This window comes from Pseudomonas putida NBRC 14164, assembly GCF_000412675.1.
Classification (GTDB): domain Bacteria; phylum Pseudomonadota; class Gammaproteobacteria; order Pseudomonadales; family Pseudomonadaceae; genus Aquipseudomonas; species Aquipseudomonas putida.
The window spans coordinates 3,906,536-3,928,225 of the sequence record NC_021505.1; the positions used below are offsets into that span (position 1 = coordinate 3,906,536).

Annotated in this window: 16 protein-coding genes; 7 read left to right on the forward strand and 9 right to left on the reverse strand. The window is 62.5% G+C overall.

From position 1 onward, the window contains the following. Positions 1 to 19 precede the first annotated feature (19 nt). Positions 20 to 247, forward strand: a complete 228-nt coding sequence (locus PP4_RS17245) for a hypothetical protein (RefSeq protein WP_016500485.1) — start codon at positions 20 to 22, stop codon at positions 245 to 247. 50 nt (positions 248 to 297) lie between these two features. Here the strand turns inward: PP4_RS17245 and PP4_RS17250 are convergent, their stop codons facing one another. The 5 genes from PP4_RS17250 to PP4_RS17270 all read right to left on the reverse strand — a co-directional run bounded on the left by PP4_RS17250 (position 298) and on the right by PP4_RS17270 (position 5,759). Next, the gene (locus PP4_RS17250; protein WP_016500486.1) at positions 298 to 780 is read right to left on the reverse strand and encodes a copper chaperone PCu(A)C; all 483 of its coding nucleotides are present in this window, start codon (positions 778 to 780) and stop codon (positions 298 to 300) included. Then, positions 781 to 1,389, reverse strand: coding sequence for an SCO family protein (locus PP4_RS17255; protein WP_016500487.1), 609 nt, complete (start codon positions 1,387 to 1,389; stop codon positions 781 to 783). Between the two features lie 219 nt (positions 1,390 to 1,608). Then, complete coding sequence (gene nfuA, locus PP4_RS17260) at positions 1,609 to 2,193, reverse strand: Fe-S biogenesis protein NfuA (RefSeq protein WP_016500488.1); 585 nt, start codon at positions 2,191 to 2,193, stop codon at positions 1,609 to 1,611. Positions 2,194 to 2,251: 58 nt separating this feature from the next. Beyond that, positions 2,252 to 3,286, reverse strand: coding sequence for an acyltransferase family protein (locus PP4_RS17265; protein WP_016500489.1), 1,035 nt, complete (start codon positions 3,284 to 3,286; stop codon positions 2,252 to 2,254). A gap of 172 nt (positions 3,287 to 3,458) precedes the next feature. After that, positions 3,459 to 5,759 carry a fatty acid cis/trans isomerase gene (locus PP4_RS17270; protein WP_016500490.1) on the reverse strand — a complete coding sequence of 767 codons (2,301 nt, stop codon included), beginning with the start codon at positions 5,757 to 5,759 and terminating at the stop codon, positions 3,459 to 3,461. Between the two features lie 175 nt (positions 5,760 to 5,934). Between PP4_RS17270 and metH the strand changes: the two genes are divergently transcribed. Continuing rightward, positions 5,935 to 9,642, forward strand: a complete 3,708-nt coding sequence (gene metH, locus PP4_RS17275; protein WP_016500491.1) for a methionine synthase — start codon at positions 5,935 to 5,937, stop codon at positions 9,640 to 9,642. A gap of 110 nt (positions 9,643 to 9,752) precedes the next feature. Then, positions 9,753 to 9,968: a DUF2970 domain-containing protein gene (locus PP4_RS17280; RefSeq protein WP_016500492.1), complete on the forward strand. Its 216-nt coding sequence runs from the start codon at positions 9,753 to 9,755 to the stop codon at positions 9,966 to 9,968. Between the two features lie 377 nt (positions 9,969 to 10,345). Here PP4_RS17280 and PP4_RS17285 read toward each other — a convergent pair whose 3' ends face one another. Then, positions 10,346 to 11,422, reverse strand: coding sequence for an ABC transporter substrate-binding protein (locus PP4_RS17285; RefSeq protein ID WP_016500493.1), 1,077 nt, complete (start codon positions 11,420 to 11,422; stop codon positions 10,346 to 10,348). Positions 11,423 to 11,635: 213 nt separating this feature from the next. Here PP4_RS17285 and PP4_RS17290 point away from each other — a divergent pair, with 213 nt between their 5' ends. After that, positions 11,636 to 13,288, forward strand: a complete 1,653-nt coding sequence (locus tag PP4_RS17290) for a nitrite/sulfite reductase (protein WP_016500494.1) — start codon at positions 11,636 to 11,638, stop codon at positions 13,286 to 13,288. Beyond that, positions 13,272 to 13,766 carry a DUF934 domain-containing protein gene (locus PP4_RS17295; protein ID WP_016485947.1) on the forward strand — a complete coding sequence of 165 codons (495 nt, stop codon included), beginning with the start codon at positions 13,272 to 13,274 and terminating at the stop codon, positions 13,764 to 13,766. The genes PP4_RS17290 and PP4_RS17295 overlap by 17 nt, the downstream gene beginning before the upstream one ends. A 46-nt stretch (positions 13,767 to 13,812) precedes the next feature. Here the strand turns inward: PP4_RS17295 and PP4_RS17300 are convergent, their stop codons facing one another. Continuing rightward, positions 13,813 to 17,847 carry an NEL-type E3 ubiquitin ligase domain-containing protein gene (locus tag PP4_RS17300; RefSeq protein WP_041167790.1) on the reverse strand — a complete coding sequence of 1,345 codons (4,035 nt, stop codon included), beginning with the start codon at positions 17,845 to 17,847 and terminating at the stop codon, positions 13,813 to 13,815. Positions 17,848 to 18,050: 203 nt separating this feature from the next. Here PP4_RS17300 and dkgB point away from each other — a divergent pair, with 203 nt between their 5' ends. Together dkgB and PP4_RS17310 are read left to right on the forward strand one after the other, a co-directional pair. Then, positions 18,051 to 18,854, forward strand: a complete 804-nt coding sequence (dkgB, locus tag PP4_RS17305; protein ID WP_016500496.1) for a 2,5-didehydrogluconate reductase DkgB — start codon at positions 18,051 to 18,053, stop codon at positions 18,852 to 18,854. 184 nt (positions 18,855 to 19,038) lie between these two features. Next, complete coding sequence (locus PP4_RS17310) at positions 19,039 to 19,503, forward strand: nuclear transport factor 2 family protein (RefSeq protein ID WP_016500497.1); 465 nt, start codon at positions 19,039 to 19,041, stop codon at positions 19,501 to 19,503. Here the strand turns inward: PP4_RS17310 and PP4_RS17315 are convergent, their stop codons facing one another. Next, complete coding sequence (locus PP4_RS17315; RefSeq protein WP_016500498.1) at positions 19,504 to 20,859, reverse strand: ATP-binding protein; 1,356 nt, start codon at positions 20,857 to 20,859, stop codon at positions 19,504 to 19,506. Beyond that, positions 20,856 to 21,566 carry a response regulator gene (locus PP4_RS17320; protein ID WP_041167791.1) on the reverse strand — a complete coding sequence of 237 codons (711 nt, stop codon included), beginning with the start codon at positions 21,564 to 21,566 and terminating at the stop codon, positions 20,856 to 20,858. The genes PP4_RS17315 and PP4_RS17320 overlap by 4 nt, the downstream gene beginning before the upstream one ends. Positions 21,567 to 21,690: the final 124 nt, after the last annotated feature.

Below are 21,690 nucleotides of genomic sequence, written 5' to 3' on the forward strand. Positions count from 1 at the left end.
CTGAATGGAGGATCCTGCCATGTCCGAAAGAGAGCTCACCACCCTCCTGTCGCTGATGAACCAGCGCCAGGCCTGCCTGAACAGTGCCTGCAAGGAGATTGCCGACTGGATCGACCGGCAGGGCGATGTGCCCGCCGCCGGCAAGATCCGCGCCAGCCTGAAGGCACTGGAGGCCGATGAGGCCCAGGTTCGAAAGACCCTGACCTCGCTGACGCTCGACAGGCCGCTGCCGCGCTTTCGTAGCTGAAAGGCGCCGCTGAAAAAGAAAAGGGCCGCTAAGCGCGGCCCTTTGGTCGGTCAGTGCTTCATGTGCATGTGGTCATGCCCACCGCCCGCCTCAGCGTTGAGCGGGCGCACTTCTGCCTGCACGTCCAGTGTTTCCTTGGCACCTTTTGCATCTTCGATGGTAAGGGTCAGCGGCACTTTATCGCCTTCCTTTACCTGATTGTTCAGGCCCATCAGCATCACATGCAGGCCATTCGGGTCCAGGGTCACGGCCTTGCCGGCCGGCAACTCGACAGCCTTCACCTCACGCATGCCCATCACGTCGCCGTTCATGGTCATCTCGTGCACCTGCACGGTCTTGGCCACGGGCGAAGCCACGCTCACCAGCTTGCTATCGCTGCTGGCGGTCAGGGTCATGAAGGCACCGGTGGACTGCTGGTGCGGCACGCTGGCACGGACCCAGGCATCACTCACGGTAGTCTGGGCCAGGGCCGGCAGGGCCAGACCCATCAGTGCCAGGGCAGCCAGGCCGCGTTTGATCGGTTGCATCGACATTCAGCAGATCTCCATCAGGGTGACCAGGTCTTCGGCGCATTCCTTGGCATTCAGGGAATGGCCCAGGCTCAGGCGCAGGGTGCCACGCGTATCGTAGACGTAGCTGGTGGACGAGTGAGAAATGGTATAGGTGTCACCGGCCGGGACCTTCTCGTAGAACACCTTGAACTCCTTGGCCACTTCCGCGATTTCTTCGGGGGTGCCAGTGAGTGCGGTGAACGACGGGTCGAAGGCCTTGACGTAGGCATCGAGCACTTCGGGGGTGTCGCGCTCCGGGTCCAAGGTGATGAACACCACCTGGAACAGGTCGCGGTCACGACCGCGCAGCAGTTTGCGGATTTGTGCCGCGCGCGCCAGGGTGGTCGGGCAAACCGCCGGGCACTGGGTGAACCCGAAGAAGATCATCGGCATGCTGCCGTAGAAGCTCGACAGGGTGCGCACATTGCCTTGCGGGTCCTTGAGGCGGAACTTGCGCCCAAGGATCTCGTTGCTCATGTTCTTGCCGTACTTGAACTCGAGCCCGCGGGCCGGGCTGCAGCCTGCCAGCAGGCCAAGCCCGAGAACGCCCATCCCGGCGACAACCGCGCGCCGGGTAAATAGATCATTCATGAAACCATCCTTTACAGGGAAGGTGCCGGCCCTCGGGACGGGCCGGCTGAAAAACCGGGGCATTCTTGCATGACACCCAAAGCGGTTCTACCCGACGAACGCGGGTATGGCCTGCAGCCCTTTGAATACGGGCTGCGGCCTGTTGTCGCAGGGGTTGAAACCGTAACAGTTTGTTGCTAAGAGAGCCGCCCTTACACAAGCCATGCAGGTGCATCGGCCTTAGTAGTAGGCGTTCTCTTTCTGGGTGTGGTCAGTCACGTCACGCACGCCCTTCAGCTCCGGAATACGCTCGAGCAAGGTGCGCTCGATGCCTTCCTTCAGGGTAACATCGGCCTGGCCGCAGCCTTGGCAACCACCACCGAACTGCAGCACCGCGATGCCGTCGTCGACCACGTCCACCAGGCTGACCTGGCCACCGTGGCTGGCCAGCCCGGGGTTGATCTCGGTCTGCAGGTAGTAGTTGATACGCTCGTTGATCGGGCTGTCTTCATTGACCATCGGCACCTTGGCGTTCGGTGCCTTGATGGTCAGCTGGCCACCCATGCGGTCGGTGGCGTAGTCGACCAGTGCGTCTTCCAGGAACGGCACGCTGACTGCGTCCAGGTAAGCGGTGAAGCTCTTCAGACCCACGGCGGTGTCGTCAGGCTTCTCTTCGCCCGGCTTGCAATAGGCAATGCACGTCTCTGCGTACTGAGTGCCCGGCTGGGTGATGAAAATTCGAATGCCGATGCCAGGCGTGTTCTGCTTGGAAAGCAGATCGGCCAGGTAGTCATGGGCGGCGTCGGTAATGGTTATATCGCTCATGTAGGTTCCTCACAGACTTGCCGCCAAGTGTACGCCAACCGGCTCCTCGAACAAAGTCCTAGCATTTGACTCGGGAAAGCGCATATTCCGCGGCCTGCCCCCGTGGCGCCGCCAGCCAGGCCTGCATGCGCCGGTACAGGCCGCGCTCCAGCCACTGGTAGCTGAACCACGACATTAGTCCAATGGACGGTACGCACAGGGCGAACACCAGGTATGGGTTCAAATGCAGCCGCTCGCTGGCGAACCAGCCGGCGTACAGCACCAGCACATGAACCAGGTACACCGAATACGAACAGTCGCCCAAGGCCTTGAGCAGCCGGTTTCCCTGGAAGGCCGGTTCCAGGGAGATGAAGGCCAGCACGATCATCGCGCTCGGCACGCCCCAGTGCAGCAAGCGCTGGGACGCATCCAGGTGATAGATGGCCAGGCCCGCCACCCCCAGCACCACCAGCGGCAGCCAACGCCCCTGGCGGATCAGGCCACGGCGGTACAACACACCCAGGCCAATGCCGAGCAGGAACTCGTAGATGATGTCGTTGTTGTAGAAGCGGCTGAGCACACCCAGCCGGCCCAGCACCTCACTGACCAGTAACAACGCGACGGTAACCAGCAGCAGGTGATGCCGTTGGCGTACCAGGAAGGCCAAACCGAACAGCAGGTAGAAGAACATCTCGAAGTTCAGCGTCCAGCCCACGTTCAGGGTCGGGTACAGGCCATAGCCACCGGGGTTTTCCGCCGGGATGAACAGCATCGACAGGAGCATGTGATGCCAGGCGAATTCCTGATGTGGCATCCATTGGCTGAAGGCCAGCAGCAAAGCGGCCATCAACGCGGTGTAAAACCAGTAGGCAGGGACGATACGCAGCACCCGATTGAGCAGGAACTGGCGCGGTTCGATGGTTTTGTCGCGGGTCGACAGGTAGATGACCAGCCCGCTGATGACGAAGAAGATGTCGACACCCACGGCACCACGGTCGGTGAGCAGTTGGCCCACAGGACCGGTGGCGTGGAAGTCGAAGAAGATCTGCATGAAATGGTGGCACACCACCACCCAGGCGGCGAACGCCCGCAGTGCCTGAAGCGAATACAGCATGAAATACCCTGCGCTTGCCGGTGTATTGAGGCCTTCGGGCGCGCTTTGCGCTCCATCGCCGGCAAGCCAGCTCCCACAGGGACCGCGCTCACCGGCAACCGGGCTGCATAGCAGCCCCCGGACCACCCACCATTTCCGACCGCAGGGTACTCGGAAAGGTCAGCCTACCCGATCAGAGGTTCTCATAGCGGTTCATGTCCAGCACACCCGCCTCGACCGGCGTGGTCTCCTTGATGAAGCTGTTCAGGTCATGGAAGTAGCGCCAGAAGTCAGGGTGACTGCGGCGCACACCCCAACGCATGACAATGCGCTCGAACCTGGCTGCATCGTCTTTCGCATACTCCATGTCCTCGACGAATTCCGCCACATCGTTGGTTGGCACATTGAAGATGAAGTTGGGATAGCTGCTGAGCACGCCCGGGTACAGCGTCAGGGTATCCAGCCCCGGCTGGTAGCGGTACGCCTCGCCCAGCAGGAACGCCACGTTGCTGTGCGCGCGGTTGCGCAGCAGGCTGTACACCTGGCGCTGGCCGCCCTGCCCTTCGATGCGCAGCATGGTCGCCTCGGGCAACTGGTTGATCACCTTCAGCCCGGCAGCCGGGCGCGACACCAGGCGGCTCAGTGACTGCTCGGCATTGCGGAACTCTTCGCTCATCTGCGGCCGTGAGCAGAACGCGCCCTGGCAGCGGTTGATCGGGTCGGGCGCAGCATTCAGGCTGCCGGTGCGCTGCAGCAGCTTCAGGCCAAAGTCGCGCTTGGGGTCGCGTGGGTCGAGCTTGATGCCGCTCGGGGTGTCGCTGTCGATGTCTTCATAATCCATCCACATCTTCACCTTGCCGCTGTTCTGGTACCAGTCGCTGAGAATCGCCTGGCGATGGTCGGCCGGCATCAGGCGCAGGAAGTTGACCTCGGCGCCATTGCGGATCAGGTCGAAGTACAGGCGCGTCTGCAACTGGTGCGAAACGTTGCCGAACACGTCGAAGTTTACCGCCAGCTGGTAATAGGTGCGTTCCAGCAGCGGGTAGTCGAACAGCCACACGGTCTGCGGCACATCACCGATCAGGCCCTTGCTGACCGAAGCGCTGTCGAAATGGCGGAAGATGCTCAGCAGCGCGTTGTCGTTACCGGCCCACAAGGTCGACCAGCCCGGCGCCGGCATGTCGGCATAGGCGTCGCGGCGCAGCTTTTCATACGCGTTGCGCTTGTCGCGGTAGGCGTGCCACAGGCTCAGCACACTGCCCACGTCATCGATCTGCCCGGGCATGGCCAGCAGCGGCGTGGCCTCGCCACGGTACTTGGCATCGGTGATATAGCGGTCGAAGGCCGGCTCCTGGAACAATGCCCAGAAGTTGTCGCGGATCACGTCGGTAGCGATCTGCCCGCGGCACACCGGGCCACGGATGAACGTGCGCACGAAGTACTCGGCGTTATCCAGCATGAACTGGTAGCGCGCCACTGCCGGGATGGCCTCGAAGGTTTCGAACGGGTTGGCCCGGTGACGCGGGCCGTAGCCTGGCAGCGCGGCGGCATGCCAGTCGCCGGCGTAGAACAGCTGCTTCACCCGCTTGAGCTTCTGCGGCCCCATCGGGTAGGTGATGTGCGTCTTGTGCACGATCACGCCCTGCACCGGGATCAGGCGGTAATAGAAGTCGGTGCCAGGTGGGTCGTTGGGGCGACGCGTGGCAATGATGTCGGCCGGCTGGCCGCTGGGCGTGCGTGACCGCACCCATTGGAAGAAGTGGCCCTGCTCGCCGCCGACGAAGTAGATGTGCGCCAGGAACAGATGCTCGTAAAGCCAGCGGCCAACCAGCGCCTCGGTGGAACCTGGGCGGTTGAGCAGCTCTTCCCAGTCGGCGATCTGCCTGGCTTCGGTATCACTGGGCTTGATCGGCTGGTACTCCACCGGCGCACCGGCCGCCAGCCAGCGACGCATGGTGTCGTATTCCTTGTCTGTCAGCCCGGTCACCGCCAGCGGCATGCCCTCCTTAGGGTGCGCACCCGCATAGGCGTCGAACTCATGAGGCAACGGGCACATGTTGTTGCGGCTCAGGCCCAGGACGATTTCCTCGGGCAGCTTGGCGTTGGGCGTGAGCGGGGTCTTGTGCCCCAGCTCCAGCATACGCGCCATCAGCGCGGCCTGGCTGCCCTGGTTGTCGAGCACCGAGTAGAAGCCTTTCTTGCGCCATTGCTCTTCGCTGTGGGCGTCGTAGAACAGCCGCGTGGTGGGCACCGCCTTGCTGCGGTCGCCCTCGTAGACCGGGACTTTGCTGGCCCCTCGTACCGCACCTTCGGGGCTTTCCAGCTTCAGCTGGCAGGCGGCGTCGTTGCAGGCATGGCAGGCCACGCATTTCTCGGTGAAGATCGGCTGAATGTCCCGGGTGTAGGAAATAGCCGGGCTCGACTGGGGGGCTTGCCCGAACACCGCGCCGCTGATGAGCAGGGCGAAGGCGCCGGCAAGGATACGATGCACCATGTGCGAAAAGTCCTGATTCTAAAAAGCTATCACGATTGTTGCCTGGTCGTGCCGGGTGCTGTTAACCGTGTCATCAACATGAGCGGTTTTCATGCAAATGGGCGATGCGCCTAAGAACCGCGCAACTTTGATATGATTCCGCACCTTCTGATATTTGCCCGACCAGGTAGTTCCTATGTCCGACCGCAGCGCTCGTCTCCAAGCACTCCAGAACGCACTCAAAGAGCGCATCCTGATCCTCGACGGCGGCATGGGTACTATGATCCAAAGCTACCGTCTCGAGGAACACGACTATCGTGGCACGCGCTTCGCCGATTGGCCAAGCGATGTGAAAGGCAACAACGACCTGTTGCTGCTCAGCCGCCCGGACGTGATTGCTGCCATCGAGAAAGCCTACCTCGATGCCGGGGCGGATATCCTTGAAACCAACACCTTCAATGCCACGCAGATTTCCCAGGCCGACTACGGCATGGAATCGCTGGTCTATGAGCTGAACGTGGAAGGCGCGCGCATTGCCCGCCAGGTAGCCGATGCCAAGACCCTGGAAACGCCCGACAAGCCGCGCTTCGTTGCAGGCGTGCTCGGCCCTACCAGCCGCACCTGCTCGATTTCCCCGGACGTCAACGACCCCGGCTACCGCAACGTCACATTCGATGAGCTGGTAGAGAACTACATCGAGGCCACCCGTGGCCTGATCGAGGGCGGCGCCGACCTGATCCTGATCGAAACCATCTTTGACACCCTCAACGCCAAGGCGGCCATTTTTGCCGTGCAGCAGGTGTTCGAGGAGGACGCTGTCGAACTGCCGATCATGATCTCCGGCACCATCACCGACGCCTCCGGCCGTACCCTGTCGGGCCAGACCACCGAAGCGTTCTGGAACTCGGTGCGCCACGCCAAGCCGATTTCCGTGGGCCTGAACTGCGCCCTTGGCGCCAAGGACCTGCGCCCGTACCTGGAAGAGCTGTCGACCAAGGCCGATACCCACGTTTCCGCCCACCCCAACGCCGGCCTGCCGAACGCCTTCGGTGAGTACGACGAGACCCCGGCCGAAATGGCGGCAGTAGTCGAAGAATTCGCTGCCAGTGGTTTCCTCAACATCATCGGTGGTTGCTGCGGTACCACCCCGGGCCACATCCAGGCCATTGCCGAAGCCGTGGCCAAATACAAGCCACGCGAGATCCCGGAGATCGCCAAGGCCTGTCGCCTGTCGGGCCTGGAACCGTTCACCATCGATCGCCAGTCGCTGTTCGTCAACGTGGGTGAGCGCACCAACATCACCGGTTCCGCCAAGTTCGCCCGGCTGATCCGTGAAGAGAACTACACCGAAGCCCTGGAAGTCGCCCTGCAGCAGGTCGAGGCCGGCGCCCAGGTGATCGACATCAACATGGACGAAGGGATGCTCGATTCCCAGGCGGCCATGGTCCGTTTCCTCAACATGATCGCTGGCGAGCCGGACATTTCCCGCGTGCCGATCATGATCGACTCCTCCAAATGGGAAGTGATCGAAGCCGGCCTGAAGTGCATTCAGGGCAAAGGCATCGTCAACTCCATTTCCATGAAGGAAGGCGTCGAGCAGTTCAAGCACCACGCCCGCCTGTGCAAGCGCTACGGCGCCGCCGTGGTGGTGATGGCCTTCGACGAGGTTGGCCAGGCCGACACCGCCGCGCGCAAGAAGGAAATCTGCAAACGCAGCTACGACATTCTGGTCAACGAAGTGGGCTTCCCGCCGGAAGACATCATCTTCGACCCGAACATCTTCGCCGTTGCCACCGGCATCGAAGAGCACAACAACTACGCCGTCGACTTCATCGAGGCCTGTGCCTATATCCGTGACCACCTGCCCCATGCGCTGACCTCGGGCGGTGTGTCCAACGTGTCGTTCTCGTTCCGTGGCAACAACCCGGTGCGCGAGGCGATCCACTCGGTGTTCCTGTTCCACGCCATCCGCAACGGCCTGACCATGGGTATCGTCAACGCCGGCCAGCTGGAGATCTACGACGAGATCCCGGCCCAGCTGCGTGAGAAGGTCGAGGACGTGGTGCTCAACCGCACCCCGGAAGGGACCGATGCCCTGCTGGCCATTGCCGACGACTACAAAGGCGGCGGCGCCACCAAGGAAGTCGAAAACGAAGCCTGGCGTTCGCTGCCGGTCGGCAAGCGCCTGGAGCACGCACTGGTCAAAGGCATCACCGCGTATATCGTCGAGGATACCGAGGAGTGCCGCCAGCAATGCGCACGCCCCATCGAGGTCATCGAAGGCCCGCTGATGAGCGGCATGAACGTGGTGGGCGACCTGTTCGGTGCAGGCAAGATGTTCCTGCCCCAGGTGGTCAAGTCGGCCCGTGTGATGAAGCAGGCAGTGGCGCACCTTATTCCGTTCATCGAAGCCGAAAAAGGCGACAAGCCAGAAGCCAAGGGCAAGATCCTGATGGCCACGGTAAAAGGTGACGTGCACGACATCGGCAAGAACATCGTCGGCGTGGTACTGGGCTGCAACGGTTACGACATCGTCGACCTCGGGGTGATGGTGCCTGCCGAGAAAATCCTGCAAACCGCCCGCGACGAGAAGTGCGACATCATCGGGTTGTCTGGCCTGATCACCCCGTCGCTGGACGAGATGGTCCACGTTGCCCGCGAAATGCAGCGCCAGGGCTTCGAACTGCCCCTGATGATCGGCGGCGCCACCACCTCCAAGGCGCACACCGCAGTCAAGATCGAACCGAAGTACAGCAACGACGCCGTCATCTACGTCACCGACGCCTCGCGTGCGGTTGGCGTGGCCACCCAGTTGCTGTCCAAGGAGCTCAAGCCGGGCTTCGTCGAGAAGACCCGCCTGGAGTACGTGGATGTGCGCGAGCGCACCGCCAACCGCAGTGCCCGCACCGAGCGCCTGAGCTACGCCCAGGCCATCGCCGCCAAGCCGCAGTACGACTGGGCCGGCTACCAGCCAGCGGTGCCCTCCTTCACCGGCGTCAAGGTGCTGGAAGACATCGACCTGCGCACCCTGGCCGAATACATCGACTGGACCCCGTTCTTCATCTCCTGGGACCTGGCCGGCAAGTTCCCGCGCATCCTCACCGACGAAGTGGTTGGCGAAGCTGCCACCTCGCTGTACAAGGACGCCCGCGAGATGCTCGACAAGCTGATCGACGAAAAGCTGATCAGCGCCCGCGCGGTGTTCGGCTTCTGGCCGGCCAACCAGGTGGCCGATGACGACATCGAGGTGTACGGCGAGGACGGCAAGGCGCTGGCCACCCTGCACCACCTGCGCCAGCAGACCATCAAGCCGGACGGCAAGCCCAACTGGTCGCTGGCCGACTTTGTGGCGCCAAAAGCCAGCGGCGTCACCGACTATGTGGGCGGGTTCATCACCACCGCCGGCATTGGTGCCGAGGAAGTTGCCAAGGCTTACCAGGACAAAGGCGACGACTACAGCTCGATCATGGTCAAGGCCCTGGCCGACCGCCTGGCCGAAGCCTGCGCCGAGTGGCTGCACGAGCAGGTGCGTAAAGAGCACTGGGGCTATGCCCGCGACGAGCACCTGGACAACGAAGCGCTGATCAAGGAGCAGTACAGCGGCATCCGCCCGGCCCCGGGCTACCCGGCCTGCCCCGACCACACCGAGAAAGAAACCCTGTTCCGCCTGCTCGACGGCACCGCCATCGGCGAAACCGGGCCAAGCGGGGTGTTCCTGACCGAACACTTTGCAATGTTCCCGGCGGCGGCGGTCAGCGGCTGGTACTTTGCCCACCCGCAGGCGCAGTACTTTGCCGTGGGCAAGGTCGACAAGGACCAGATCGAGCGTTACAGCGCACGTAAAGGCCAGGATGTCAGCGTCAGCGAGCGCTGGTTGGCGCCGAACCTCGGGTACGACAACTAAGGGTGTGCCAGCCTCTTCGCGGGCTTGCCCCGCGAATAGGCCGGCACATGCAACCTTGGCGTCGTTGCCTACACTGTCCCTGATTGCCTCTGATTTCTTCAGGAGCCACCATGGACGATTCCAGCCAAGGCAAACCCCCAACCTTCTGGCAGATGCTGCACAGCATCCTCGCCGCCGCCTTTGGCGTGCAAAGCGGCAAGAACCGCGCTCGCGATTTCACCCACGGCAAAGCCAGCCATTTCATTGCGCTGGGGACGCTCTTCACCCTGATATTCATCATGGTGCTGATCGGCCTGGTGCAGCTGGCCCTGCACCTTACCCGCTAGCCTGTAGCGGCCTCATCGCCGGCAAGCCAGCTCCCACAGGTTTTCTGCAGCCTCAGGGCCTGCGCTGTACCTGCGGCAGCTGGCTTGCCGGCGATGAGGCCGGGACAGGCAACACAAAAACGCCCGCAGGACATCCCCCCGCAGGCGCTGTTGCTACATCACGGTCTGATAGAAAAGTCTACTGGTGGCTGACCCAATAAACGGCAGTGACCACCACCAGGACGATCAGGCAGAGGATCGCCCAGGCATCGACGCTGCTGTCAGCTTTGCGGACCTTGGTTGAGTTTCCCATTGCATTGCCTCTTGTAGTGGTTATGGGAATGCACTTCACAACCAGCAGTTAAGACGAGCAATGCCCTTCCCTCAAGCAAGGTCTTTCAATAGTCGACCGGTGACGTCAGAAACGGGTACTGGTAGCTGGCCGGCCGCCCTTCGGCGCTGTAATGCAGAAAGTCGACGCCATAGTCGGGCCGTTCCAGCAGTTTCAGCCAACGCCTGGCCTTGGCCTCGTCGATTGCCTGCAGTACCGGGGCACTGTGCACGCGCTGGCCGTCGCGGTTCAGCGCGACACCCTGGGCATCGTCGTGCAACATCACCATGGCCCAACCGCCAAGGGTGAAGTGCCCACCCATCAGCGCGCTCAAGCGCCCGTCGATGCGCGCACGCAAGGCCTCGGGCGAACTGTTGACGGCGCCGAACAGCACGTCACGCCCCGGTGTGCGCCCGGCCTCCTCGAACGCCTGCATGGCGCCAAAGGCCATCTCGTCATTGGCCGACCACACCAGGCGAGTGGCCGGGTATCGCTCCAGCAATTGCTGCGCCTGCTCGTAGGCGCGCTCGCGGCTCCAGCCGCCGTATACCACCTGGCGCAGGCGGACCTGAGGGAAGTCGGCCAGGGCGCGGCGCATGCCCTCCTCGCGCAGCTGCGAAGCCGGTGTGGTCTTGAGCCCGGCAAAGGCCACCAAGTCCACCGGGCCTGCGTCACGAGGCAGTTGGGCAACCATCAGGTGCAGCATCTGGAAGCCCGCTTGCTCGTCGTTGCTCATCAAGGTACCCAAGGGCTCGGCATACTTGTCGGGCTGGGTCTCGATGCTGCGGGCCTGGCCGGGGGTCAGGCCATTGTTGACCAGCAACAGCTTGACCCCGGTGCCACGCGATAACCGCAGAATTTCGGGTGCCACGTACTGCTCGTTGACCAGCACCAGGTAATCCGGCCGATGCGCCCCACCCAGGATCGCCCTGGCCTGGGTCAGCGCCAGGTCGGCGCGGCGCTCGCTGTACTCCACGCGCAGGGACATGCCCAGTTCGTCCGCAGCGGCCTGCATGAAGCGGGTGTAGCTGGTCCAGAACGTCTCGGTGGACAGCCCCGGATTGAGAAACACCACCGAGGCCGGCTGCGCATTTGCCGCCAGTGGCAGGGCAAGACACAAGCTTTGGCACAGGGCCTTGAGCATGGGGTCACATCTCTGCGAAGCAAACCCCGGATTATAAACGCCTGGCTACCGCCAGCGCACAAATGGCAGTCAGTCTCACATAGTTCATTTGGTTCTTTTCATATGCAAAAACATCACTTTAGCGCATAACCGCAACCTGATATCGTTCCCCGGCTCCGTACCGGAGTGCGCGGCCGTGCGCGCGAATAGCTGCATGCCTGAGACAGGACTTTTATGTACGTATACGACGAGTACGATCAGCGGATCATCGAGGACCGCGTCAAGCAGTTCCGTGATCAGACCCGCCGCTACCTGGCCGGTGAGCTGAGCGAAGAAGAATTCCGCCCTCTGCGCCTGCAGAACGGCCTATACATCCAACGTTTCGCGCCAATGCTGCGTGTCGCCGTGCCGTACGGCCAGCTGAGCGCCCGCCAGGTCCGCACCCTGGCGAAGATCGCTCGCGACTACGACAAGGGCTACGCGCACATTTCCACCCGCCAGAACGTGCAGTACAACTGGCCGGCACTGGAAGACATTCCGGACATTCTCGCCGAACTGGCCACGGTGCAGATGCATGCGATCCAGACCAGCGGCAACTGCCTGCGCAACACCACCACCGACCAGTTCGCCGGTGTGGCCGCAGACGAAATCATCGACCCGCGCCCGTGGTGCGAAATCGTCCGCCAGTGGACCACCTTCCACCCGGAATTCGCCTACCTGCCGCGCAAGTTCAAGATTGCCATCAACGGCTCGCAGGAAGACCGCGCTGCCATTGAAGTGCACGACATCGGCCTGGAGCCGGTGCGCAATGCTGCTGGCGAGCTGGGCTTCCGTGTACTGGTCGGCGGCGGCCTGGGCCGTACCCCGGTGGTCGGCTCGTTCATCAACGAGTTCCTGCCGTGGCAGGACCTGATCAGCTACCTGGACGCCATCCTGCGCGTGTACAACCGTTACGGTCGCCGTGACAACAAGTACAAGGCGCGGATCAAGATCCTGGTCAAGGCACTGACGCCTGAAGTGTTCGCCGAGAAGGTCGAGGCCGAAATGGTACACCTGCGCGGCGGCAACACCACGCTGACCGAAGACGAAGTACTGCGCGTATCGCGCCATTTCGTCGACCCGGAGTACCTGGCCCTCGAAAACGTCGACTACGCCGCCCAGGACGCCGAAAACCCAGGCTTTGCCCGTTGGCGCTCGCGTAACACCCGGGCCCACAAGCGCCCTGGCTACGTCGCTGTAACCCTGTCGCTGAAGCCTACCGGCGTTGCCCCGGGCGACCTGACCGACAAGCAGCTGGACGCCGTGGCCGACCTGGCCGAACGCTACAGTTTCGGTTTCCTGCGTACTTCGCACGAGCAGAACATCATCCTCGCCGACGTCGAGCAGCGTCAGCTGCACGCGCTGTGGCTGGAACTGCGCGAAGGCGGCTTCGCCACCCCGAACATCGGCCTGCTGACCGACATCATCTGCTGCCCGGGCGGTGACTATTGCTCGCTGGCAAACGCCAAGTCGATCCCGATCGCCGAGTCCATCCAGCGCCGTTTCGACGACCTGGACTACCTGTTCGACATCGGCGAGATCGACCTGAACATCTCTGGCTGCATGAACGCCTGCGGCCACCACCACGTGGGCCACATCGGCATCCTCGGCGTGGACAAGAAGGGTGAGGAGTTCTACCAGGTATCGCTGGGCGGCAATGCCGCGCGCGGCGCGAGCCTGGGCAAGATCCTCGGCCCGTCCTTCGCCCAGGATGCCATGGCCGATGTGATCGAGAAGCTGATCGCCGTGTACGTCGAGCAACGTACCGAGGAAGAGCGTTTCATCGACACCTACCAGCGTATCGGCATCGACCCCTTCAAGGAACGCGTCTATGCAGCGAATCATTAAGAACAACCAGATCGTCGACGAAACCTGGCACCTGCTGCCCAAGGAAACCTCGTTCGACGAGCTGACCAACTGCGACGACTACATCGTGCCGCTGCAGCTGTGGCGTGACCATGCCCACGTGCTCAAGGCCCGCGACGGCGGCCTGGGCGTGTGGCTGGACAGCGACGAAGAAGCGGAAGAAATCGGCGAAGACGTGCAGTACTTCCAGGTCATCGCACTGAACTTCCCGGCCTTCACCGACGGGCGCAGCTACTCCAATGCGCGCCTGCTGCGTGACCGCTACAAGTTCAAGGGCGAGCTGCGCGCCATCGGCGACGTACTGCGCGACCAGCTGTTCTTCATGGCCCGTTGCGGTTTCGATGCATTCGCCATCCGTGCCGACAAGGACCCGGAAGACGCGCTGCAAAGCCTGAAGGACTTCTCGGTGACCTACCAGGCCGCGACAGACGAACCGCTGCCGCTGTTCCGCCGCCGCTGATCGTCCCGCTCCAGCGAACAGCCCGCCCCTCGGCGGGCTGTTTCGTTTAAAGGCCGTGGCGCTGCATTGCCTCGCGGCTCAACGCCAGCAGAAGCTGGTGTCGCACGGCCTCCCGCTCAGCGCAGATTTGCTCGATTTGCGCGAGATAGTCGCCGTCACTCAGCGTTTTCCATTGCATGAACAACGTATCCAAGCGCTGCTGGAAAGGCACCTCCATCTGGCTGAAGCGTGCCGCCTGGTGTTCGTGCAGGTAGGCCTGCCAGAAGGTTCGATCTGCCAGGGCCTGCGCCAAGACTTGTGGTGTTTCCTCTCGCAGAACCTCGTTGCGTGCAGCGTCCAGCTCGTCAGGGCCCACCCCGCTGACACTCTGGTACATCAGCTTGTCAGGCTGCGCAGGGAGGTCGAGGCTATCCGCAAGCTTTACGCGATAGGTCAAATACACCTCGACGGGATCGATAGAATGCTGCTCAGCAATATGCCGGGCCGCAATTGCGTTGACTTTGTCCAGGCGGGCCAAGGAACGCCCCAGCCTCACCAGCGCCCGCTCCTTGTGCAACCCATCGCCCGCTGTTCCAGCCCTGGCGACCATCGCGCCAATCTCCAGTTCGCTGAGCGTAAGCAGCAACTCGTCACTGCAACTGCGCGGCCGGCTAACTTGCTCGAACAGGCTCGCACGCACTTCAGTGTGCTGCTCGCAGGCATCAAGGATGTGCCATACCCGCAACTGAAGGTCGCGGGGCTGTTCGCGGTATTCACGCAGGCCCTGCAAGTCAGAAATGAACCGGAACAGATCACTCGCACCGTCCTCCCGGTACAAGCGGGCCCAGAGCGCCAGTCGCGCCTCGCGCTGCGCCGTGGAAAACCCCGACAGCCAAGGTAATGCAGCGCTCGGGCCCGACGATGGGTGATGTGCAAGCCGACGTGCAGGTGACCCGGCGGACGCTCTGGCCAATTGCAGGCGCTGCACGGTCTGATCCGAGAGTGGATTGTCGTGCAGCTCCAGGCCCTGCAACAAGCGAAGCGGCAGCGCAGACAGTGCCTCAGGCAGCGTGTGGATCTGGTTGTCACGCATGTCCAGCAATTCCAGGTTGCCGTGCCTGGCCAGATCAACGGGCAATTCGCCCAGCCCGGTGTTGCGCAAGGACAACCGGCGCATCAGCGGGAACGATGCCAATGGCGGGAGCAAACCTACCGGGTTACCGTTCAGTTCGAGGCGGCGTAGCCCCTCGAGCTGGCTGAGGCGCAGGTTGTCGTCGCGGGTAAGTACGATCTGGTTGTCAGCAAGGCGCAGGTTTCTCAACTCGCCCAGTTGCTCGATGCCTGCCGGAAGCCGGGTCAGCTGGTTGCCCCGCAAATCCAGGTTACGCACGTTGCTGAAGCGAACCAGAAAACCCGCCTCGACGCTCGTCACCCGCATATCGCGCAATGTGAGGTGTGTGATGTGGTCGAAAGACACATGCTCAGGCAAGGCCGGCAGATTGCCCACCCGCTCACCCACGATGCTCAGGTGGTAATCACCCGCTACATCACCCGGCGTCGCGCGCTGCCCGCTCATCATGATGCGCCTGGCAACCTTGATCCGGCGCCAGCGGCGAACCAGGTTCAGCCCTGGCTCACTCCGCCAGGCGTGCAGTGCCTGCTTGAGGCTGGCCTTGGCGTGTAACAGTTGGCTGACATGGCTCCACGGCTCTAAACCCCGCCGAGCCAGGTCTTGCAGGTACGACTGCAACTCTTCACCGGTCATCAGCGGGAACACATGATTCAAAGTGCGCCGCAGCGCCTGGCGGGTCCCCGACAGGTGGCCACTGAGCGGGTAGCCCAAGCGCCCATCGAACAACCGCAAAGGCGGGCGAACGCCTTGCCCCACCGGGGCCAGCCCAATCATTCGGGCCGCCACCTCCCGGTCGGCAAGGGCATCGCCCAGCCCGCCCTGCGCGAGCTTTTCAGTATCAGCATTTACCGCAGCAGGCTGACGCAACCCTGCCAAGGCACGATCAATCCGGCTGTCACGTACGGCCCAACGTGCTCGCTCCGCCAGGGTAAGCGGCACCCGCCCCGCATCATCCAGGCGCTCGAGCTCGACACTGTTGGCGTGCTCGACAATTTCTCGTGCGCAGCGATGGGAAAGGCCAGGGAATTCACGCATCAGCACCTGGTCCGCAGCGTTCGGGTTGACCTGCCGCTCGTTGAATATTGCCTCGAATGCCTCACCCCGCAGAGTCGGAAACTCATTGTGCAGGTGCCAGCGCTCGATGGCATCGAGCAAACGCGCCGGTGGTGCTGCGCTCTCCAGAACCAACCGGCGCAGCTGGTCCGCGCCGTAACCTGTAACCTGCACGCCAAAGGCAGCCGCCTCGTCGGAAACAGCCGCTGTGCGGCTGGCAAGCCGGTGAACCAGGTAGGCGGCGTCCTGCCAGCGCTGCGGTTGCTCGAACTCATGCACCCATCCCCCGGCACCATTGTGCTCGAGTGCTGGTAAATAGGCCCCCGGCCTGGACGGGTGATGAATGCGCCATACCCCATCGTCGCCTTCACTTACCTCATACACGGCATCGTGCAGGCGCCTCAGCGAACGACCATTTTCATTGATGGCCTGCCCTGGCGGCAGGTCGATGCCCGGTAGCTGATAGCCTGGCAAAGCCGGATCACACAGACGCAACTGGCCATCCGCCAGGCTTACCGGCACCAGCGCATCCACGCGTGCGACGCGCTGCGCGAGCTTGCCGAGACCCACCGCCCCTGCAGCCGTCAACGCCCCTGTAGCCACCGTCTCCGCCACGTTGAACAGGTGGCCCAAGGCAGCGTTGCGATCACCTAGCTGCCAGTCTTGGTACCCTTCGTAGACTTCGCCCGCCAACTGCGCGACCGTGGGCCCGAGCATGGCCTGGCCCAACCCGGGCACAAACAGCGCTGCCAGGCCTGCCACGCTCAGCCCCAAGTCAAGATAGCCTTGCAGACGGGCCTGGCGGTCGGCGATATCCTCATCCTCCGTTGATACCGCCAGTACCCGTGCATCATCCAGCATCTTGTCGAGCAGCGCTTTGCGCAGCGCGGTGAACACGTCGCCTTCGACCGCAAAGCAGCGGCCATCCAGCTCGAGCGGTAACACAGTATTGCCCTGCCTCAGCAGCGCGTTCAGGGCCGTGTAGAAAGCGACGCGATCCCGCTCTGCGACAAAACGCTGAAAGAACTGGCGATACGCTTCGTCACGCATGCGTACACCCAGCGTCAGGTACAGCAGTTCCCAGTTGGCATGCCAGCTCACTGCGGCGTACCGGTCCTCAGGCAACCATGCGATAACGCCAACCAGGCGGGCGTTCTGACGTACTTCGATCGCCAGTGCGCCAATGATCTTCTTGCCCAGCAGCCTCAGGGTGTGGCACCTCACAACGGTGTCCTCGGCAGGCCCTGATGCGGCTTCGACAACGTGGCGGATACGCTGATACGTCAACTCGTCAATTTCACCCTTGACCCTGGCTACAACCGCGTCAAGCCCCAGCCTGGCGCTCAATGCCTCGTCCATGATGGCCTCGACCTGCACACCTGCCATGCTTTCGGTTTGCAGCTGCGATTGCAGATGGCGTTGATAATGTCGACCGATATCGAGGCTGCGACAGAGCTGGGCGAATACCTCAACGCTCATTGGCAGCCTCTTTCCACTGGCATTGACCAGCTGTGACCCTGTGGCGAACCAGCCCGGTCGAGTTTCATTTTCGTGGAAGTTGTGCAGTGCCGCCGAAAGCAGCGACTGGGTACTTTCGACCCGCGTCGAGGAAGCTGGCAAAGCAGGCGATATCGGCGGATTTGCCCGCAGGGTCACCCATCTGACCCGGGCCAGGCGTAGGTCTACCTGTGTGATGGAGCGCGCCGCGAGCGCACTTTTGAGCAGCGGCTCGGCGAACTCGTCCAGAGGCTTGAGGGCCTGCAACCTGGCGTGGAGTTGCTCCTGCGCCCGCTGCTGACGCAATGAAGCTGCGCGCAACAGTGTCAAGTGTTCGACGCGAGCGCGCTTTACCCAACCAGGCAGATTATTGGCAATCAGCGCATCGATGGAATCGGCAGGTATCACAGAAGGGGTCATGGGCAGTGTGTCCGCTTGATAAAAGCGTTAGCTGACCAAGGTCTCACCCCGTTCTGGCGTTACTTATGTAATGAAGGCCAGGGTGAAACGCGATTCTTGCCCGCTGGTCAAAGGACTTTGACGCAGCAGCCGGTTATTCGTTGCCCTGCGAACCTGCACACTGGCTGCCACAGGATCCAACCCTATTTCCCAGGAGTAAGCCCATGAGCGTTCCTTCCTTCGGCCTCGGCACCTTCCGACTCACTGGCCAGACCGTCATCGACTCGGTCAAATCGGCCCTTGAGCTGGGCTATCGGGCCGTCGACACCGCACAGATCTACAAGAATGAAGCGGAAGTCGGCCAAGCCATCGCTGAAAGCGGCGTACCGCGCAGCGAGCTTTTCATTACCACCAAGATCTGGGTCGACAACTACGCGGCGGACAAGCTGGTCCCAAGCCTGCGCGAAAGCCTGAAGAAACTGCGTACCGACTACGTCGACCTGCTGCTGATCCACTGGCCAGCCCCAGGCAACGGCGTCGAGTTGCCGGAATACATGACCGCACTGGCCGAAGCGAAGAAGCTGGGCCTGACCCGACAGATTGGTGTGTCCAATTTCAACATCGCACTGACTCGCCAGGCCATCGAAATCGTTGGCAAGGGCGAAATTGCCACCAACCAGATCGAACTCAGCCCGTACCTGCAGAACAGCAAGCTGGCCGCGTTTCTCAAGGAGCAAGGCGTCACCGTCACCTCGTACATGACCCTGGCCTATGGCAAGGTCCTGAAAGACCCGGTGCTGGCCGACATCGCGGCCAAGCACAAGGCCACCGTCGCCCAGGTTGCCCTGGCCTGGGCCCTGCAGCTGGGCTACGCGGTAATACCGTCTTCGACCAAGCGCGAAAACCTGGCCAGCAACCTGCTTGCCCGCGACCTGAAGCTGGACACCGACGACATGGCACGCATCGCCACGCTGGAACGCAATGGCCGCGAGGTCAGCCCTGACGGCCTGGCGCCTGCCTGGGACTGATGGACGGTTGGGTGGCCGCAGCCAGTACTGTCTGACTGCGACCACCTGTAGCCGCGGCTGCACTACGCGTGAAATCATGCATTGTTCCACGCACTGCAATTATGAAGTGCCTGGCGCATCCGTTCTCTTGATCGGGCATCGGCGGTTAATCTGCTACACGTAAACCGACCTGAGGAGTACCGCGATGTCCCGCCCACCCCTGCCGCCCTTTACCCGCGAAAGCGCCATCGAAAAGGTCCGCCTGGCCGAAGATGGCTGGAACGGCCGCAACCCGGCCAAAGTTGCACTCGCCTATACCCCTGATACGGTTTGGCGTAACCGCGCCGAGTTCCCCCGTGGGCGTGCCGAGGTCGAGGCATTCCTGACCCGTAAATGGAACCATGAACTGGAATACCGCCTGATCAAGGAGCTATGGGCTTTCACCGGCAATCGCATTGCCGTGCGCTATGCCTACGAGTACCACGACGACAGCGGCCAGTGGTTTCGTGCCTATGGCAACGAAAACTGGGAGTTTGTCGAAGATGGGCTGATGCAGAACCGGCATTCGAGCATCAACGAACACCCCATCAGCGAAGCCGAACGCAAGTTCCACTGGCCGCTGGGTCGCCGCCCGGATGACCACCCCGGGCTCAGCGAACTGGGCCTCTGATCAACCCAGCGGCAGCTCTACCCTGGCTTGCAAACCGCCACCGGGGCGGTTGCTCAGGGTCAGGCTGCCGCCTTGCTCCAGCACGATGGCCCGTGCTGCGGGCAGGCCCAGCCCCACACCACCCGTGTCCCGATTGCGCGAACCTTCGATACGGTAAAACGGCACAAATACCTGCTCCTGCAGCGCCGGCGCGATGCCCGGGCCGCGGTCTTGCACGGTTATCTCGATGTGCCTGGCACTTACCGCCAACACCACCGATGGCTCGCGGCCGTATTTGGCAGCATTGTCGATCAAGTTGACCAACACCCGCTTGATACCCACCGGCCGCCCTGTATACACACAACGGCGCGGCCCGCTGAGGCCGACCTCGACACCCGCATCCTTGAAATCGTCCACCACCGTGAGCAGCAACTCGCCCAGGTCGAACACGGTCGTCTGCTCCAGCCGCGCATCATCACGGAAAAACGCCAACGCGGCGTCGACCATCGCCTGCATCTCATCCACGTCCTTGAACAACTTGGCCTGTAGCTGGGCATCGTCGATGAACTCGGCACGCAAGCGCATGCGCGTCAGCGGTGCACGCAAGTCGTGGGAGATTGCCGCCAGCATCTGGGTACGGTCGTTCAGGTAATGCTTGAGCTGGGCCTGGGTGGCATTGAACGCAAGAATGGCCTGGCGCAGGTCGTGCGGGCCAACCACCGGAATCGGCGGGGCGTTGAAGTCCTTGCCAAAACGCCGCACCCCCTGGGCAAAGCGCTCCAACGGCTTGGCCAGATAGCGTGTGGCCGACAGTGCGACAGCCAGGCTGGAAACCAGCATCAACACCAGGACGATCAGGTTGCGCGGCAGCTCGTCCAGGCCCCAGCTGCGGTCTGTGGCTCGAAACAGCACCCACGACTTGTCGGCCAGCTCGATCATCAAGGCATAGCCACGTTCAGAGGTGTATTCCGGCATGTCGGACGGCTCGAACGCCTCGACCCTGGCATCCGGGCGCTTGAGCAGTGCACGCAGGATAGGCGTGCCCTCGCGGAACTCGGCATCGACCAACGCCGGCACACCCGCCTCGTCATGGCGTCGCAACCATCGCACGGAATAGGAGCCGTCACCTGCCGCAATGGCGATATTGGCACGCTGCGCCATCGGCGCGGCATCGAGGATGCGGGTCACCGCTGCAACCTTCTCGATCACCCCGCTCTCCAGCAGCGGTGGTTGCGCCCACACACTCAGCAGCAGGCTGAACAGCCCCTTGAGCAGCAGCAGGAACAGCATCGCTGTCAGCGTGGTCAACGCAATCCATCGGGCAATGGTGATTCTGGGCTGCGGCAGGGCCTGGCGAACCCGGGCAACCAGGCTCATCGCTTCGCGACCGTGGGGGTGAACAGGTAACCGGCGTTGCGCAGTGTACGGATCAGGGGCTCACGCCCATTGTCGGTTTCAAGCTTGCGGCGCAGCCGGCTTACTTGCACGTCAATGCTGCGGTCATAAGCGTCGTAGGCATCACCACGGGCCATGTCCAGCAATTGCTGGCGGCTGAGCACCCGACGCGGGTGTTCGGCAAACACCAGCAGCAGTTCGAATTCGCCATTGGACAAGGGGATCATGACGTTGTCCGGCGAGCGCAATTCGCGCCGCACCACGTCCAGCTGCCAGCCGGCAAACTCAAGGCTGCTACTGGCGTGGCCCGCCGTGCCCCCTGCCTTTTCGCCGGCCCGACGCAAGACTGCCCTCACCCGCGCCAGCAGTTCACGGGCAGCAAACGGCTTGGTCACGTAGTCGTCAGCCCCCAGTTCCAGGCCCACAACCCGGTCGCTCAGCTCGCCCATGGCGGTGAGCATGATCACCGCCACCTTGTGTTCGGCCAGCAGCCGCTGGCACAACACCAGGCCGCTGTCGCCGGGCAACATCACATCGAGGATGACCAGGTCCGGCACCCGCCGATCAAGCGCCTGCCACAGCCCCTGGCCATCCTGGGCCACGTCCACTTCGTAACCATGCTGGCGAAGAAACTTCTGCAGCAGGTCAAGCACCTCGACATCATCGTCGACTATCAGCAAATGGCTCACGAAAACGCACCACACACAAGGTAAACAAGCCGTACTTTAAGGCCATGCCCCTGTGGTCGTCATATATTTCAACCCGGAAACAAAGTGTCAGTGCCGAGACGATCCGGACATTACCGGGCAACGA

What these genes read in the sequence shown, in the direction of transcription:
- PP4_RS17265 (WP_016500489.1), bottom strand. Translation starts at nt 3,286, where the DNA reads ATGCTGTATTCGCTTCAGGCACTGCGGGCGTTCGCCGCCTGGGTGGTG.
- PP4_RS17315 (WP_016500498.1), bottom strand. Translation starts at nt 20,859, where the DNA reads ATGAGCCTGGTTGCCCGGGTTCGCCAGGCCCTGCCGCAGCCCAGAATC.
- PP4_RS17290 (WP_016500494.1), top strand. Translation starts at nt 11,636, where the DNA reads ATGTACGTATACGACGAGTACGATCAGCGGATCATCGAGGACCGCGTC.
- PP4_RS17295 (WP_016485947.1), top strand. Translation starts at nt 13,272, where the DNA reads ATGCAGCGAATCATTAAGAACAACCAGATCGTCGACGAAACCTGGCAC.
- nfuA (WP_016500488.1), bottom strand. Translation starts at nt 2,193, where the DNA reads ATGAGCGATATAACCATTACCGACGCCGCCCATGACTACCTGGCCGAT.
- PP4_RS17285 (WP_016500493.1), bottom strand. Translation starts at nt 11,422, where the DNA reads ATGCTCAAGGCCCTGTGCCAAAGCTTGTGTCTTGCCCTGCCACTGGCG.
- PP4_RS17245 (WP_016500485.1), top strand. Translation starts at nt 20, where the DNA reads ATGTCCGAAAGAGAGCTCACCACCCTCCTGTCGCTGATGAACCAGCGC.
- PP4_RS17270 (WP_016500490.1), bottom strand. Translation starts at nt 5,759, where the DNA reads ATGGTGCATCGTATCCTTGCCGGCGCCTTCGCCCTGCTCATCAGCGGC.
- PP4_RS17300 (WP_041167790.1), bottom strand. Translation starts at nt 17,847, where the DNA reads ATGACCCCTTCTGTGATACCTGCCGATTCCATCGATGCGCTGATTGCC.
- PP4_RS17310 (WP_016500497.1), top strand. Translation starts at nt 19,039, where the DNA reads ATGTCCCGCCCACCCCTGCCGCCCTTTACCCGCGAAAGCGCCATCGAA.
- metH (WP_016500491.1), top strand. Translation starts at nt 5,935, where the DNA reads ATGTCCGACCGCAGCGCTCGTCTCCAAGCACTCCAGAACGCACTCAAA.
- PP4_RS17250 (WP_016500486.1), bottom strand. Translation starts at nt 780, where the DNA reads ATGTCGATGCAACCGATCAAACGCGGCCTGGCTGCCCTGGCACTGATG.
- dkgB (WP_016500496.1), top strand. Translation starts at nt 18,051, where the DNA reads ATGAGCGTTCCTTCCTTCGGCCTCGGCACCTTCCGACTCACTGGCCAG.
- PP4_RS17280 (WP_016500492.1), top strand. Translation starts at nt 9,753, where the DNA reads ATGGACGATTCCAGCCAAGGCAAACCCCCAACCTTCTGGCAGATGCTG.
- PP4_RS17255 (WP_016500487.1), bottom strand. Translation starts at nt 1,389, where the DNA reads ATGAATGATCTATTTACCCGGCGCGCGGTTGTCGCCGGGATGGGCGTT.